The 16,009-nt window shown below is 46.1% G+C and carries 18 protein-coding genes and 1 tRNA gene; 1 reads left to right on the forward strand and 18 read right to left on the reverse strand.

Annotated elements, in window-relative coordinates:
- Positions 1-17 precede the first annotated feature (17 nt).
- The 18 genes from CSHOW_RS08675 to CSHOW_RS08760 form a co-directional block, all read right to left on the reverse strand.
- A complete protein-coding gene (locus CSHOW_RS08675; RefSeq protein ID WP_002949122.1) occupies positions 18-488 on the reverse strand; it encodes a FixH family protein in 471 nt (156 codons plus the stop codon).
- Positions 481-1,155, reverse strand: coding sequence for a hypothetical protein (locus tag CSHOW_RS08680; RefSeq protein WP_002949118.1), 675 nt, complete (start codon positions 1,153-1,155; stop codon positions 481-483). The genes CSHOW_RS08675 and CSHOW_RS08680 overlap by 8 nt, the downstream gene beginning before the upstream one ends.
- Positions 1,156-1,365: 210 nt before the next feature.
- Complete coding sequence (locus CSHOW_RS08685; protein ID WP_002949114.1) at positions 1,366-1,575, reverse strand: DUF4006 family protein; 210 nt, start codon at positions 1,573-1,575, stop codon at positions 1,366-1,368.
- Entirely contained in the window at positions 1,576-2,436 is an 861-nt protein-coding gene (locus tag CSHOW_RS08690) for a cbb3-type cytochrome c oxidase N-terminal domain-containing protein (protein WP_002949112.1), read from the reverse strand.
- Entirely contained in the window at positions 2,436-2,657 is a 222-nt protein-coding gene (locus CSHOW_RS08695) for a cytochrome c oxidase, cbb3-type, CcoQ subunit (protein ID WP_002949110.1), read from the reverse strand. Before CSHOW_RS08695 ends, CSHOW_RS08690 begins: the two co-directional genes overlap by 1 nt.
- Positions 2,658-2,665: 8 nt before the next feature.
- Positions 2,666-3,331 carry a cytochrome-c oxidase, cbb3-type subunit II gene (gene ccoO / locus CSHOW_RS08700; protein ID WP_002949108.1) on the reverse strand — a complete coding sequence of 222 codons (666 nt, stop codon included), beginning with the start codon at positions 3,329-3,331 and terminating at the stop codon, positions 2,666-2,668.
- Complete coding sequence (gene ccoN / locus CSHOW_RS08705) at positions 3,324-4,805, reverse strand: cytochrome-c oxidase, cbb3-type subunit I (protein WP_002949104.1); 1,482 nt, start codon at positions 4,803-4,805, stop codon at positions 3,324-3,326. The genes ccoO and ccoN overlap by 8 nt, the downstream gene beginning before the upstream one ends.
- 98 nt (positions 4,806-4,903) lie before the next feature.
- Entirely contained in the window at positions 4,904-5,581 is a 678-nt protein-coding gene (locus tag CSHOW_RS08710) for a response regulator transcription factor (protein WP_002949100.1), read from the reverse strand.
- Complete coding sequence (locus CSHOW_RS08715; protein WP_002949098.1) at positions 5,578-6,795, reverse strand: PAS domain-containing sensor histidine kinase; 1,218 nt, start codon at positions 6,793-6,795, stop codon at positions 5,578-5,580. Before CSHOW_RS08715 ends, CSHOW_RS08710 begins: the two co-directional genes overlap by 4 nt.
- On the reverse strand, positions 6,788-7,459 hold the full coding sequence (locus CSHOW_RS08720; protein WP_002949095.1) for a sulfite exporter TauE/SafE family protein: 672 nt from the start codon (positions 7,457-7,459) through the stop codon (positions 6,788-6,790). The genes CSHOW_RS08715 and CSHOW_RS08720 overlap by 8 nt, the downstream gene beginning before the upstream one ends.
- Before the next feature lie 106 nt (positions 7,460-7,565).
- Positions 7,566-8,684, reverse strand: a complete 1,119-nt coding sequence (gene carA, locus CSHOW_RS08725; RefSeq protein WP_002949094.1) for a glutamine-hydrolyzing carbamoyl-phosphate synthase small subunit — start codon at positions 8,682-8,684, stop codon at positions 7,566-7,568.
- On the reverse strand, positions 8,681-9,232 hold the full coding sequence (locus tag CSHOW_RS08730; protein WP_002949092.1) for a DUF507 family protein: 552 nt from the start codon (positions 9,230-9,232) through the stop codon (positions 8,681-8,683). Before CSHOW_RS08730 ends, carA begins: the two co-directional genes overlap by 4 nt.
- A 315-nt stretch (positions 9,233-9,547) precedes the next feature.
- Positions 9,548-10,177 (reverse strand): MotE family protein, encoded by a 630-nt coding sequence (locus CSHOW_RS08735; protein WP_002949090.1) that lies wholly within the window; start codon positions 10,175-10,177, stop codon positions 9,548-9,550.
- Positions 10,174-10,602 (reverse strand): flagellar export protein FliJ, encoded by a 429-nt coding sequence (locus CSHOW_RS08740; RefSeq protein ID WP_002949088.1) that lies wholly within the window; start codon positions 10,600-10,602, stop codon positions 10,174-10,176. The genes CSHOW_RS08735 and CSHOW_RS08740 overlap by 4 nt, the downstream gene beginning before the upstream one ends.
- A gap of 1 nt (position 10,603) precedes the next feature.
- Positions 10,604-11,854 carry an adenylosuccinate synthase gene (locus tag CSHOW_RS08745; protein WP_002949086.1) on the reverse strand — a complete coding sequence of 417 codons (1,251 nt, stop codon included), beginning with the start codon at positions 11,852-11,854 and terminating at the stop codon, positions 10,604-10,606.
- Entirely contained in the window at positions 11,851-12,720 is an 870-nt protein-coding gene (locus CSHOW_RS08750) for an ATP phosphoribosyltransferase regulatory subunit (protein ID WP_002949084.1), read from the reverse strand. The genes CSHOW_RS08745 and CSHOW_RS08750 overlap by 4 nt, the downstream gene beginning before the upstream one ends.
- Positions 12,717-14,969: a PAS domain S-box protein gene (locus tag CSHOW_RS08755; RefSeq protein WP_002949083.1), complete on the reverse strand. Its 2,253-nt coding sequence runs from the start codon at positions 14,967-14,969 to the stop codon at positions 12,717-12,719. The genes CSHOW_RS08750 and CSHOW_RS08755 overlap by 4 nt, the downstream gene beginning before the upstream one ends.
- An 82-nt stretch (positions 14,970-15,051) precedes the next feature.
- Positions 15,052-15,149: transfer RNA gene (locus CSHOW_RS08760), tRNA-Sec, on the reverse strand.
- A 92-nt stretch (positions 15,150-15,241) separates the two neighbouring features.
- Between CSHOW_RS08760 and CSHOW_RS08765 the strand changes: the two genes are divergently transcribed.
- A complete protein-coding gene (locus CSHOW_RS08765; RefSeq protein WP_002949081.1) occupies positions 15,242-15,850 on the forward strand; it encodes a BON domain-containing protein in 609 nt (202 codons plus the stop codon).
- The last annotated feature ends 159 nt before the right edge of the window (positions 15,851-16,009 follow it).

Raw genomic sequence — 16,009 nt, forward strand, 5'->3', positions numbered from 1 at the left:
CTGAAAATCAAAGAAAACTAGCGCGCCTCGAAGTTAAATTTATAAAAGCCCGTGTCGTTTGCGTCGGATATTTTTAGCAAAATTTGCCATCTGCCTTTTTTTGGGAGCGTCACGGACTGCGTTTTTAAAATTTGCCCCTCAAATTTGGCGTCTAAATTTTGATTTTGCTCGTTCGTTGCGGGCCTGGTTAGTAAAATCTCGTGAGTAAAATTTGGCGCTACCGAGCCGTTTTTAGGCGCAACGGCGATCGCAAAATGCCCGCTTAGCCCGTCAAATTTAGCCTCAAATTTAAGAGCGTATTTGGCGTCAAATCTACGCAGACTAGCCTCGATCTCGTTTATGTTTTCATCGACGTTTTGGTATCGCTCAAAGTAAAAGCCGTCCATCTCCACGGGGTTTTTGACGGCCAGAATAATGGTCGCTACGCAGGAGGCGACTATCAAAATAAGCGAGCCGACGATAGCGTGAGGCCAGTAGTTTTTAGCCATTTTCCCTCCTAAATTTTCTAAACGCAGCAGCGAAAATAACCAGAGCGATGGAGCCGTAGATAAAAATCCTAAACGTATCAAGCGTCAGGCGGTTTTGGCTGCCGATAGCGTTTTGCAAGCTCACGACCTTGCTCGCGGCGATCTGTTCGGCAAGATCCGCGTAGCCGTTTAAAACGGCGGCGTTAAAGATATCTTTGCCGTTTTTGGACGCTAAAATCGGCAAAATCGAGCCGGAGCTTGGATACGGGCTTAAAATTTTCTCTTTATCAAAAAGCTTAAGCGTCTCGGAGTCGGCGAAGATTTCCACCTTATGCTCTGTTTTAGCAAGCATCAAAAGCGCGTAAGGCGGGGTCAAATTTAGCTGCGCGGCCGCTTCTTTTAGCGTTTTGCCCTCTAAGCTCTCATAAACCGCGACCCCCGCAAATACGCCGCTTTTACTTGCTAGCTCCTCGCCTAAAACCGCGATTTTCTCGCTCACGGCCTGGCTTAGGATGTTTTGATTTACTAAAACTATCTCGCGAGGCAAATTTGAACCATGCAAAGTCGCCGCGCCGTAAAAAATAAAAAGCAAAAAGATAAAAAATGCGCGAGTCAAATTTGCAAATTTGAGCGCGAGAAAGCGAAAAAGGATAGTTAAATTTAAGCTAATAAAATTTATAAATTTCATCGGTATAATCAAGCGTTTTCTCACAAAATGCAAAGCGAGCCGCTAGGATTTAAACGTAAAATTTGAAAAAGAGCGGCAAGGTCTGCGCTCTTTGATTTATCAAATTTCATCCCACAAAAAGGTGATTTGGCGTTAGCACCGCCCACGCCGTAAATGCCGCCGCCGCAATAAGTCCCGCGACGATAAATTTCTCCAAAATCGCTTGCATATTTACTCCTTTACGCGCACTTGCTTGGCGTTATCCGCGCTTTTCATCTTTAGCTCGGAGGCGTTTAGCGTGTATGGCTTTTGCGCGACTTCTTGCTGGAGCTTGATCGCGTAGTACGTGAGTGCCGCCAGGATCGCTAGCAGAAGCCCGGTTGCAATGAGTAGCCCGGTCACGCCGTGTAGACCGAAGACGTTTCGATTCGTGTTTTCCATTTATTCTCCTTTAGAAAGCGAGATGACGTACTCGCCGACGGCTTTTTGCTGTAAAGCGTTTAATCTGCCGTCGCTAAATTTAGGCATCGTACCGATAGCGCCCTTTTTACCGCGCTGCAACACGTCCTCGACAAACTCGGCCGTGCCGTATTTAGATAGATCAGGAGAGTTGCCCTCCATGCCTTTGCCGTCCTCGCCGTGGCACGCCGCGCAGGTCGCAAAAAGCTCCTTGCCGCTAGCTACCAAATTTTCGTTTTTGGTCTTTTTTATACCGGAAATTTCCTTAGCGATGTAGGCCGCGATCGCCTTTGCGCCCTCTTCGTCCGCCATACCGGCAGGCATCTCGCCCATCGGGTACTCAAGGCCTTTTGAGCCGTTCATTATCGTATCAAATATCCCCTCTTCGCTACCCCATTTGGAAAGGTCTGCGGCCTTGCCGTTTATACCGTCGCCCGTTATGCCGTGGCAGGAGGAACACTGCACCAAAAACACGCTCTCGCCCATCGCGTGAAGTGTCTTGGCGTCTGGATTTGCGAAACTCTTTTCAAATTTAGCGTTTGCGGCGGCGACTTCTTCGTTGTATTCGCCGATTTGCGAGTAGGAGTTTACCGGATAGCCGGCGATCATATACCACAAGGCCCAGACGATGCATATCGCATAAACTATCGCCCAGCCCAGCGGTACGGGATTTTTGTACTCGCCTATGCCGTCCCAACTATGCTCGCTTAGCTCGGCATCCGGTTTTGCTACCTTCATCTGCCCAACCAAGCGACTTACGACGAAAACCGTGGCTAAAACGATAGCAATAGCTCCGATAAGCCCCAGTAAATTTACGTTATCTTCTAAATTAAACCATTGCATTATTTTTCCTTTTTAGCGTTTTGCTCTATGGACGCAGACTCTAAAATTTCCTCGTCGATACCGTCTTTTAGGGCGAGGTCGGAGTATCTTTCGTAGTTTCGCCTGCCGCTCTTTTCGGATCTATACAGATGAAAATAGTATCCGTAAAGAAGCGCGGCGCACACGGCTAGAAAGATAAAAGCTCCGTATCCTTGGATATCTCTTAGAGTCTGCGCATCCATAAATTTGCCTATTTTAAGCTATTTAGATAGGCGATGAGCGCCACTATCTCGCGGATCTCTCCGCGCTCAAAGGCCTTTTTGACCTCTTCATCTTTCATCTCTTCAACTATAACGGCGGCTTCTTCTTTGGCGGCTGCTTGTGCCTGCTCGTAGGTGCCGAGTTTTGGCATGCCCTCTACGTCGTACGGTACGCCAAATACCTTTTTCGTCGTTACCGCTTCGCCGTATGCCGTCTCGATGTCGGCGTTGTTGCTAAAGTGATGCTTATAAGCAGGCATTATAGAACCGGGCACCACAGAGGTCGGCTCTTTCATGTGATTTTCGTGCCAGTCGGTAGTGCGGTAGTTACCCACGCGCCAAAGGTCGGGGCCGGTTCTCTTTGATCCCCAAAGATGCGGACGATCAAACGCATACTCGCCGCTAAGCGAATACATGCCGTATCTGTCGGTCTCAGCCTTAAAAGGGCGAATTTGCTGCGTATGGCAGGCGTTACAGCTATCTTTCATATACACGTGTTTGCCCGCAAGTTGTAAAACCGTCGGCGGCTTGGTTCCCTCAAGCGGCCTAGCTCTGTTGGCAAAATCAGGCAAAATCTCGATCACGCCCGCATAGGCGATAAATATAAAAACCATAACCGCGAAAAAGAAGGGATTTTTTTCTAACCAACTAAACATTAGCAACCTCCTTTACGCCCGCAGGACTCGCGCTTAGCGGCTCTTTTTCGAGCGATTTGGCGCCAAAACTCTTGTAAATATTGTAAACAAATATAAAAAATCCAAGCAGATATAGCAGTCCGCCCACGGCTCTGATCCAGTAGTACGGCACTATGTTTATCACCGTATCGATAAACGAATAGGCCAAATTTCCGTACTCGTCGGTCGCGCGCCACATCATACCCTGAGTGATGCCAGCTATCCACATCGATGAAAAGTAAAGCACTATGCCGATAGTCTGTATCCAAAACTGAATTTCCATCAAGGATTTTGAGTAAATTTCGCGTTTAAACACGCGCGGCGTCATGTGATAAAGCGCTGCCATCGTCATAAATCCAACCCAGCCTAGCGTACCGTCATGCACGTGGCCTGGTACCCAGTCGGTAAAGTGCGCGAGAGCATTTACTGATTTGATCGCCAAAATCGGTCCTTCAAGAGTCGAAAACATATAAAACGTCGAGCCTAAAATCATAAATTTGATAAGAGGATTTTCTCTAAGCTGCTGCCACTCGCCGCGCATCGTTAGAAGCATATTTATAGCTGAACCCCAAGACGGCAGTATCAAAACCACCGAGAACACCGAGCCCATCGTCTGCATCCAGTCAGGCACCGCAGAGTAGATCAGATGGTGTCCGCCCGCCCAAAGATAAAGAAACATCAGGCTCCAAAATGAGAAAATCGAAAGCTTGTAAGAAAATATCGGCTGACCGCTCTCTTTAGGGAGGAAATAGTAAATTTGAGCGATTATCGGCACGGTAAACACAAACGCCACGGCGTTATGCCCGTACCACCACTGCACTAGCGCGTCGTTTGCGCCCGCATACATCGAGACCGAGTGCCACCAGTTGCCATATCCTGAAACTAGCTTGGTTGGCACGGCCATGTTATTAAACAGATAAAGCATCGCGATACCCAGAAACGTCGCGATAAAATACCAAACCGAGATATAAAGCGTCCTCTCGCGGCGGATACCAATAAGGCCGAATATACTAACGCCCCAAAGCACCCAAAGCACGACCACGCCGATATCTAGCGGCCACTCTAGCTCTGCGTACTCTTTTGACGTACTAACGCCGGCAAAGAGACTAAACACGCCGCCTGCCATAACTAGCATATATATCCAAAAGTGCAGTTTGCCCACCGCCATCAAAAACGGCGACTCGCTCATCGAGACCTTTAAAACCCTCTGTCCGATGTAGTACCACGTCGCAAATACGCCCGAGAGCATAAATCCGAATATCACGCCCGCCGTGTGCAGCGGTCTTAGGCGGCTAAAGGTGCCGTATTCGCCCGCGAGATAGTTTAGATCGGGATATGCCATCTGAAAGGCTATCAGCACGCCTATGCCCATGCCGACTATCCCAAACAGTATCGTCGCGAACATAAAATACTTGGCGACCGTGTAGTCGTAGCTTAGCGCCCTGTCTAGTCGCATCGATATCCTCCTTTGTTTATTTTATTACGAAAATGTTATTTTACTAAAATTTAAGCGCAAAATCGCTTAATCGTTTTAAATTTACGCTACTTTAAATTTTACTTTTTTAGTTCTATTTTATAGCCTAGGCCGGGCGAGTTTTTGATGAGTCCGGCGCCCACTTTATCGCGTATTCGCTTGATAAATGTCCTAACGGCCGGATCGTTTACCTTTTCACCAAACCACACCACGTTTCTGATCTCTTCGGTTAGAACGAGCGTACCGATACGTTTAACTAAAAGCGAGATAAAGGCCAGCTCTTTTTTGGTTAGCGCGATCTCGACGCCGTTTTTTACGAGCACTTTTTTGGTTTGATTAAACGAATATCCGCCCGAAATCTCGATGATATCGGCGCCTATGATTTTGGTTTTTACGATCTGCTCCAGCACGACGAAAAGCTCGTCCATATCGATAGGCTTGATGACGTATTTATCGATGCCTACGTCGATAGCTTTTAGTAGTTTTTCCTTTTCGCTATACGCGCTTAGGATCACCACGGGAGTGTTTTTTGAGAACTCTTTTATCTGCCTTGACATCTCAAGCCCGTCCATGATAGGCATCATGATGTCGGCTATCACGATGTCGGGGCTAAATTTTTTAAATTTCTTAAGCCCTTCGTCGCCGTTTGAGGCCGAGATGACCTTTTGAAATACGCCGCCAAAAACCTCTTGCATCGACTCCCTTATGCCATCCTCGTCCTCGACTAGCAGTAGCGTTAGCTCTTTAAAATTTTTCATTTTTCATCCTTTAGCGGCAGCTTTATCTCAAATTCCGCTCCAAATTTTACGTTTTTAGCGCCGGCGCTTCCGCCGTGATTTTTGGCTATGCTTTTTAGCATATATAGACCGATACCCGTACCCGCGCTCGGGTGCTTCGTGGTGAAATACGGCTCAAAAATCTTATCCATTATCTCCTCTTTTATGCCGCCTGCGTTATCCGTTACTCTTATGATAACAAATTTATCCTTTGTTTCTAAGCTTAGCGTTACTTTTTTATCGCTTTTTTTATTTGCCAGCGCATCTTTGGCGTTAGAAAGCAGGATAATCACAGCCTGGCAAAGCTGCGACTCAAAGCCGTAAATTTGACCTTCGCTTTTTAGCTCCAAATTTACGTCTATGCCCTCTTTTTCGTAGGTTCCTTGTACCATCTTTAGCGCGTTTTCTACCGCAGACGAGGGCAAGAAAAGCTCCCTCTCGCGCTCGACGCTAAAAAAGTTTCTAAAATCCTCGATCGTCTGCGACATACCCTTTATCACGCGTTTTGCGTGCTCGTAGCCGGCTTCAAATTTCTCGTTTGACTTCACGCTCTCTTTTAGTTTAAAAAGCGTGATGCTAAGCTCGTTTAGCGGTTGGCGCCACTGATGAGCGATGTTTGCAATCATCTCACCCATCGAGGCTAGACGCGACTGCAAAAAGAGCATTTTGGTCTTTTCCTCGTTTTTTTTGATCTCGGCTTTCACCAAATTTTCTAGATTTTGGTTTAAATTTACGAGCTCCGCCGTCTGCTCGGCGACCCTGCTTTCGAGATTTTCGTTTAAATTTAACAGCTCTTTTTTCGTCTTTTCAAGCTCGTTGTTTAAATTTATCACGTCCGTCACGTCGTATCTGATCGCAAGAAATTCCTCGATCTGCCCGCTTAAATCCAAAATCGGAATGATAGTCGTGTTTAGATAGACGTCGCGGCCGTCTTTGGTGCGGTTTCTTATCGTGCCTTTGTGCACTTTTTTAGCTAAAATCGTATCCCAAAGCCGCGAAAAAACCTCCTTTGGCACCTCGGGATGGCGCACGATGTTGTGATTTGCGCCGATTAGCTCCTCGCGCGTAAAGCCAGACATCTTGCAAAACTCGTCGTTTACGAAGGTGATAGTGCCGTTCGTGTCGGTCTTTGAGACTATATTGCTGGTCTCGATAGCCTCTTGATACTGCCTAAATCTTGCTTTGATGTTATCCATTGCTCGCCGTAAATCCTATAAAAGATAGATAAATTCCGTAAATTATTATCGCCGCGCCGCTTAAATTTAGCGCGTGTTTTTTAAATTTTTCGCTCACGGCCTTTAAAACCAGCGCGTAAAAACTCATCGCAAAAAAGCTAACTACGCCAAACGTAGCCGCGATCGCCGCGCCCTTTGCCCCACTGCCGCTAGCTACTGCTAAAGCTAAAAAATAATAAACCACTCCGCACGGCAGTAGCCCGTTTAAAAACCCGAGCGTCAAAAACCCGAGCACACTATTTTTAGAGATTGCGGCTTTCATTTTTTCGTTTAAAATTTTGGATAAAAATGCGTTTTTCTCGATGAAATTTAACACAGCTCCGCGCCTGATGAGCGCGACGCCCAAAACCGCCATAAAAACGCCGATAGCAAAAAACAGGTAGCCTCGCGCCACAAGAGATAGCGTAAAAACGCCGCCAAGCGACCCGAAAATAAAGCCAAGTAGCATATAAGCGCAAATTCGAGCTAGGTTGTACCCCGCTATCATCGCTGCGCTAAAAATTTTACCTTTTCCGCTCAAAAACCGTGCCAGCACGATAGCAAAACCGCTGCACATACCTATGCAGTGGCCAACCGAGCTAAGCGCCGCGACGCTCAAAATCGAAAAAAACTCCGCGCCACTCATCAAATTTGACCGTAAAATTTCATTTGCGAGTTTTAGCCGCGCACGCCTTAAATTCGGCCCGCAAATTTAACCCTAAATTTAACTCAAATTTGACCGCGGCTAGCAACTATAAAATTTCTAAAAATTGTTTAAAGATATATTTGCTCTCGCTCGGCCCGCCGCTAGCCTCGGGGTGATGCTGCACCGAAAATACCGGATAATCCTTGTATTTCACGCCTTCGATCGTGCCGTCGAAAAGATTTCTATGCGTGATCTCGGCGACCTGTGAGATCTCCTCGGGAACGTTGTAGTTGTGGTTTTGCGCCGTTATCTCGACTGCTTTGGTTTGCAAATTTAAAACCGGGTGATTTGCGCCGTGCTGACCGAATTTTAGCTTGTACGTCTCAAAGCCGAATGCATTGCTAAGTAGCTGATGGCCTAGGCAAATGCCAAAAATCGGCACTCGCGCTTCGATCAGCTTTTTTATCTGCGCGATCTCGTTTTTTAGGGCCTTTGGCTCGCCTGGACCGTTTGAGAGAAACACGCCGTTTATCTCGCCTTTGTTAAATTTAGCGATGAGTTCATCCGCCTGCACGTCGTGCGGATAAATTTGCGTCTCAAGACCCATTTCGCAAAGCTCGTTTAGGATGTTTCGCTTTACGCCGTAGTCGATGACGGCGATCTTTTTGCCGTTTGATTTTAGCGCAGAGTAGGCTTTGCTCGCGGGATCCCAAGCGCCGTTTTCGTGAGCGTAAATTTGCTCGGTGCTTACCTTTGCGACGTAGTTTATCTCCGAGATTCTAGGCGAGTTTTCGAGCAGTTTTTTTAGCTCTTTTTCGTCTGAAATTTCAGTCGAGATCACAGCGTGAAGCGCGCCGTTATCGCGCAACATCTTGGTTAAAAATCTCGTATCGATATCGTAAACGCCGAATTTACCTTGCTCTTTGAAAAATTCTTCCAAGCTTTTTTGTGAGCGGAAATTTGACGCGGTAGGATTAAAATCCCTCATCAAAACGCCACTAGCGTGGATTTTCGCGCTCTCCATATCGTCTTCGTTTACGCCCACTATGCCGATCTCAGGCATCGTAAAGACGATAAACTGACCCGCGTAGCTAGGATCACTCATGATCTCTTGATAGCCAGTTAGGCTTGTATTAAAGACCATTTCGCCGCTAGCCGTACCGCTCGTGCCAAAAGCCTTAGCCTGCAAAAAAACGCCGTTTTCAAGGTAGATATAAGCTCTCACAGCATGCCTCGTTTTCTTAGTTCGTCCTCGTAGAGCCGCTCAAATACGATGTCGTACTCCTCGGTACCAGGGATTAGCTTGCGCTTGTAGCCGTCGATCTTGTCGATGACCACGTCTTGTAAAATTTCATACGTTTTTAGATACTCTTCGATCGAGCCGTAGATGATGTTTTTGATACGGTTTTCGGAGACCGTGTAGTCGATGAGCCCCTTTTTCCAAGCGCTTTCTAGCACGAGGTGGGCGACGTTGCTAAAGCGGTCTTCGTACGTGAGAATCACGCCATACTCTTTGGCGAGCTTCTTTTTTACGAGCCAAAACATATTTTTTCTATCGACTTGCATGCTCTCCATGTCGTCTTCGTTCTCGGCGAGCACCTCATTTACGCGCTCTTCAAGCGCTTTTTCTTTTTGTAAATCGTTATCTAAAATTTCTTTCGCGCATGCCGCTACGGGCTCTACTCCGCGCGTTAAATTTACGAATCCGGACTTTAATAAATCAATAGCGATTTTGTGCGCGATGTAGGGTGTGTGTGGGAGTTTTATACGCATTTTTACCTCTCTTTTTGGGCTTGATTTTAACCAAAATTTGGTAAGAAATACCTAAAATCTCACGGAGTTTTTGTTTTGACGGGCGTTTGTTTTAAGTAAAATTTGAAGCAAAATTTGACGCGCGGATAAAAATACTTTTGAGACTGGGCGCTAGTTAAATTTAGGCTTTAGCCTTAAATTTGACGGCGGTAAAATTTAACCTTTGGAGTCAAATTTGACCGCCAAAGGCAAATTTGGCTTTCGCATTATCTGCGCAAATTTGAGCCCAAATTTAGACGCGAGCCAAGCTAAATTTAAAGCGTTATAGCGCCAAATTTACAAATTTAGCAGATTTCCCGCCGGGCCGTCCGGAGATGTCGGAGAGATTTCTTGCGTTACGTTTTTCTCAGCCTTTATAAACGGCGGGCCTTGCTTGATTAAAAGCGTGATTTCAGACGCCGCGGTAGGCTCCATTTTTGCCATTATCGCGGAGATTTTTTTAGGGCTTAACGAGTACATAATGCTAGCCGCGTCCGTCCTATCCATCGCGCTTAGCACGTCGGCGGCAGCTTGATCCTTCATCTTGCCGTAAGCCTCGCCGACCTTGTCGCTAGTCATCGTTCTTAGCTCTTTTACGATTTCCTCGTTTTTCTTTATCAGCTGCTCGGTCTGCTTTTTTTCCTCTTGCGCGCGAGCTAGAGTTGCGTTTATCTCGGCCTCTTTGACGGCTAGCTTGGCGTTTCGCTCCTCAAAAAGCGCCGCCGAACTCGCCCGAAAAGCCTCCAAACTCTGCCTTGCTTCGTCTATTTTGGCAAGCTCTCTTTTTAGCTCGTCTTTTCTAGTTTCAAATATCGAAACGCAGTCCACCGGGATCTTAAAGCCGCTTTGGCTCGCGCTTTGAGCGTTTACGTCGTTTGCACCCCAAACGCATAAATTTAAAGTTAGTAAAATCAAAATTTTTTTCAAGCTTTCGCCTCTTTTTTCCTAGTAAAATTCATCGTCGCAAACTCGTCCAGAGCCGTAGCTTCGGCCTTTTTTATCTTTTCTATTTGCGCGCTAAAGTCCTGCGTTTGCAGGTATTTCATCTTTTCGTACTCCAAATTTGCCGCCTTGTACTGCCGCTCGAGGTGCGCGATGTTTTTTTTCATTAGCTCGAGCCGCTCGGTTAGCAGACTTTTTTCTCGCCGCATCGCGCCCAGAAGCTCCAGCGATCCGCGCAGATCGGCCGCAGAGCCGCTAGAGGGCATTTCAAATTTTGAAATTTGCTCGGCAGCCTGCGCTATGAAGCCCTCTATCATCGCCGCTTCGTTTCTGGTTCTTGCTAAATTTAGCTCGATTTTGTCTAAATTTCGCTTTTTTATATTTACGATTTGCGTAAATTTGCTTTTCATCTTAGCGAACTATCGTGTCTTCACGCTCCGGGCTAGTAGATACTATGCCGACTTTTACGCCCGTGATCTCCTCGATGCGCTTGATAAAGGCCTTTGCATTTGCGGGTAAATCCTCAAATTTACGCGCTCCTTCTACCTTATCCCAGCCCTCAAGCTCCTCATAGACCGGCTTTACGCCCTCCAAATCGCTTGGGAAATACTCGATTATCTTGCCGTTTTTCTCGTAGGCTTTGCAGATTTTTACCTTTTTAAAACCGTCTAAAACGTCAAGCTTCATCAGCGCAAATTTATCCACGCCGTCAAGCCTCGCCGCATATCTCACACCTACTGCGTCAAACCAGCCCGTGCGGCGCGGCCTGCCCGTCGTAGCGCCGTATTCGCGTCCAATATCGCGTATCTTTTCGCCGTCCTCACCCATGTCCTCAGTCGGGAAGGCGCCGTTGCCAACGCGCGTGGTATAGGCTTTGATGATACCGATCACCTCGCCGACGTTTTTAGGGCTTAGTCCGATACCGCTGCAGCTGCCTGCGGTTACGGTGTTTGAGCTAGTTACGAAAGGATACGTGCCGTGATCGATGTCTAGCAGCGTGCCCTGCGCTCCTTCGAGTAAAATTTTCTTATCTGCGTCTATGGCTTCCCAAACCATGTGCGTGGTATCTACTATAAATTTACCCAGCGCCGCTTCGTAGCTCTTTAGCTCGCCCAAAAGCTCCTCGCGAGCAGGCGCTTTGACGCCCAAAACGTCTAAAAACGCTTTATTTGCCTCAAAATCGGCCATAATCGCGTCGCAAAGCTTTTCGGGATTTTTCAGCTCCCCTACGCGGTGTCCGCTACGGCTGATTTTATCGCTATACGCAGGCCCTATGCCCTTGCCCGTCGTGCCGATAGCGTGTGCGCCTTTGGCCTTTTCTTTGGCTTGGTCGATTTGCGCGTGATAAGGCAAATTTAAATGCGCCTTGTCGCTGATAAATAGTCGTCCCGAAACATCTCCAAACTGCTTTAGTTCTTCGATTATCTCGGCCGGGCAGAGCACGACGCCGTTGCCGATGATGTTTATTATATTTTTATGAAGTATGCCTGAGGGGACCTGATGCAGTGCGATTTTCTTGCCCTCTACGACGATCGTGTGGCCCGCGTTGTGCCCGCCTTGACACCTGCACACCATATCGTAGCCGCCGCTTAGCAGATCTACGATCTTGCCCTTGCCTTCGTCTCCCCACTGCACGCCCACTATCACGTCAGCCTTGCTCATACTCTCTCCTTTTGATCTAAATTTTCGATTAACGCGTCGGTATATACGCCAAATCCGCTGCTTTTGATGCCTTCTATCTCGTAGTTGCCGCCGCCGCTTAGCACGGCATTGCCGCCCAAAAATCTAAAAAACAGCTTGTCATAATACCTCATCTTTGAATAATATAACGGAACAATTCTTAAATTTTCATATTTTACCGCCTGTGCCAGCTCTTTTATCTCAAGCAGCGCGGTTTTTATCTCGTCAGGTACTATCGACAAAATCTCGTCGATATCGGTGACAGTATTTACGAAGGCTAGCCTTTTTAGCCACTCCTCGTTTTGATTTAGGATTTTTTCGATCTCGCCGTACTCAAATATCGAAATAGGCAAATTTAATAGCCTGCACACGATCTGCGGGATAGCGATGTGGCTGATTTGCAGCACGGGCGCGAGATCAAACGACTCAAAAAGCTTCTTTGCGATCTTGACGCTGGTAGCCAGATCGCTTTCGCCGATTAACTCGGCGCCGATTTGATAAATTTCGGCGCTCGGGTACTTAAAAACGGGCTGGATATAAAACCAGCGTTTAGGCTCGGTGTCTTTTAGGCGTCTAAGCACGATACGCACGACGTCCACGGTGCTATCGGCGCGCAGGCTAATTTGGTGGTTTTCGTGATCGCTAAAGCGCACCAGAGCCGTCGGCTGCACGCTTAGGTGCTGATGATACGAGAAAAATGGCGTCACGATCTCGTGAAATCCGTTTTTCTCCAAAATTTCGCTCGCCGCGCGCTCGATCTTTCTTTTTAGTTTCGCGCTTTGTCCGAAATACAGCCTCGTGCCGCTTGGTATTTCGTGCTCGTAAACGCTCGCGTCAAATTCGCTCACTCTTGCTCCTTTGCTTTTGATTCATTCTGTTTTATCTCAGGCTCTACCCACGGCAACTCGTGAAACGCAGCTACGAAGTAGCTAGGCTTTGAGCCGCTATAAACGGTCGCGATACTAAGCTGCTCGAGATAAATTTCGCCACTTTTACGCTTATTATAAATTTCGCCACTATAAAAGCCTTTTTTCAACAACCTCTTCCACATGTGTTCGTAAAAATTATCATCATGCACGCCTGATTTTAGTAAATTCGACGGCTTGCCGATGGCTTCTTCTTTGGAATAGCCGCTTATCTTGCAAAAGGTTTCGTTAGCGTCTAAAAATACGCCGTCTAACCCGACTACGGCGACGGCTTCTTGCGCGTTTGCAAATAGGCTTAAAATCGTATTTTTATATGCGCCCTCTTTGTCGTCGTTTAGTCGCGCTATCTCCATGCCGGTTTTTGCGGTCAAATTTGCCGCCAGCTTGCTCTCGATAAAATACCCGATCACCTCGTCCACGATTCTGCCGTCTTTTGAGATAAATTTGATAAATACGCTGCAGTTTATGACCTCTAGATTTTTCCTTATCAGTCTGCAAGACTGCAGCGACTCGTTCTCTTTTTTGAGCGAAGCCGCGTTAAATAGGCTAAATTTGATGTTAAATTCGTTCGCGAGCATATCTCGGTCATCTGGATGGATGATGTTTTTAAACTCGAATTCGTTTGATAGTATTTCGCTTTTTTTGTATCCCAGCGCGCGCTCGATATTGTCAGAAACGCTTGATATATCGCCTATAAAACGGTCCTTCCAAACCACGCTAAATAGCGGCGAGTGCGCGTCTATCTCGCTTTGCTTTTGCGCGTTTTTCTTTAAAATGTTGCTCTTCGTAACATCCTTTACGACGCAAAAGCCAATCTTTTCGCCGCCGGGTAACTCGTAGTTTTGTTTGTAGATGCGCACCTGCCTTATCTCGCCGCCCGCGGCAAAATGGTTCGTTTCGTAAATTTCTCCTTCGCCTTCTTGCTGCGTTTTCATATCGGTCAAATTTGACGCGTTTAGCTCGGCTAAATTTTTGCTTTTTATCGCTTCCTCGCTAAATCCGTAAAACTCGCACGCTCTCGCGCTCGCCTCGACGATCCTACCGCTTTTTGCGTCGATTAACAGCAAGATAAAAGGTCCTTTTTCAAACAAAAATCCGAATTTACGCGAATACTCCTCAAATTTCGCCTTTTTCTCGCCGAAATCTCCGTAAAATTTGACGATCTCGTCCGAGATTTGATCAAATTCTTCTACCGAGCCAAATTTCGCGTATGCTTTGATCTCCTCGCCGTCGCCGGCTTTTGCGACTAAATTTTTGATAGATAAAACGGGCTTTATGACCGAGTTTTTGACAAATTTGGTGTAAGAAAAGGTAAAAAATCCGCCTGCGGCTAAAAATGCGACGCAGATTAGTAAAAATAGTAAATTTTCTTTTATAAATTTATCCACAGGATAGCTTGAAACCACGGCCAAACCGATCCTTGGGATACTTTGAATATAATAAATTTCGCTGTTTAGAGAGCCTAAATTTGCAAATTTTACTTCGTCGCTGTTTAGGTAGTCCGCACTCACGTCGTAAAGATCAAAGATGGTTTTGCGCTCTAAAACCAGCTCGGGGTCTTGGTGAAATACGATCCTACCGCTTTTATCTATCGCAAACGAATTTACGCCTATCCTCTCGTATCCGCGCGCAAACTCCTCGTAAATCGCCGTAAAGCGTATGAGCGTTGCTAAGATTTTGCCGTTTTTCATCTTTTTTGCGGCGAGTCTTGTCGGTACGTCGCTTTTATCAAACATAAACTCAGATCTTAAAATTTTATCCTCAGGCTCGTTTTCCCAAGGCTTTGAGAGAAAAAACTCAGAGTACGTATCGCGTAATTTTTCATCGCTGATAAACTCTATCTCGCCGCGTTCGTTTACGATAAAAAAGGCCATATATTCGTTATTATTTTTTACGGCAAAGTCAAAGATCGCTTTTTGGTCAAAATCGGGTGCTTCAATATATCTTTCGATAAGTTTAAGTTCGTTATCTATATTTACGGCGCGTTCTTTGATGAAAGTTTTAAAGTTAGAATTTGCAGCGTAAATATCCTCTTTTACGCCTTCAAATTTTAAATTTAACCCAAAGCTAGCAGCGCATATCAGAAATACGGCGGTAGCCAAAAACACCGCATATATTCTGCCCAAAACGGCGCGTGCGAGAGGAAATTTGGAGGCGGATGAACTAGCCAAAAGAAAAACCTTAAATTAATTTAATATAAACGGCTTATTGTAGCTGAATTTTGCTTGTTTTAAGATAATAAATTTAGAAGTTTGGCGAGAGGATGAGAGAATCGAACTCCCCGCGAAGCGGTCAACCGCCCCGCCATCGGATTTGAAGTCCGCGAGCGCCACCAGATCGCTTTATCCTCCGCGTCTTTAGATGATGAGCGCGATTATAACTAAATTTATATAAATTTTAGTTTGATTTCTATAGTATTTGGAGAAAATTTTATGGGTCGGCGATGAAAAAGCTATTTGCGCGATTTTTTTTAAAAAACATCCTCATTTTTTCGCCGATTTTTTTCCTCGGCGGTTGTCTTGAGCTCTTTACGACCGTGACGCCGCTAACGGGCATAAACGTCTACGACGCCTACCAGATCAGCAAAGACGAACGCGGCATATATGCGATAACGAAAGATAAATTTATAAAAACAAAAATCCAGACTAAAATTTTAGCCTCAAGCGGGCTTAGCAACCTAAACGTGGATGTCGAGAGCTTTTACGGTGACGTGTATCTCATCGGCGTGGTGCCTGACTCCGAGCACAAAACCAAACTAGTAGAGCTAGCCAAAAACACCGACGGCGTGAGTAAAATTTACACCTATATTCGCCTTCCTAGCGACGGCGGCGAATGCGAAAGCAACCTCGCCATAATGCTAAAACTAAAAAATAATTTTTTTAAAGACAGCATAATCAGTGGCACAAGCGTGAGAGTAAGCGTAGTGCAATGCAATGTCGTATTTACCGGCATCATCACCGATATCGAGCAGGAAAAACACGCGATCTGGTATGCCAAACACATCGACGGAGTGCGGGACATTTACTCTTTCCTTAAGGTTATGAAAGAGTAGTTTTTCCTCCAAATTTGAGTCAAATTTGAATCACCCAGGCCTATACGGTACGTTTTAAATTTATGCAGTCAAATTTACAAATTTAGCAAAACGCTAGACAAATATTCCAGACAGAATAGGCGTAGTTTAAATAGTTTTTGATTGGGCGTGACGGGAGCA

Origin of the sequence: Campylobacter showae (assembly GCF_004803815.1) — a bacterium.
In the GTDB taxonomy this organism is placed as follows: Bacteria; Campylobacterota; Campylobacteria; order Campylobacterales; family Campylobacteraceae; genus Campylobacter_A; species Campylobacter_A showae.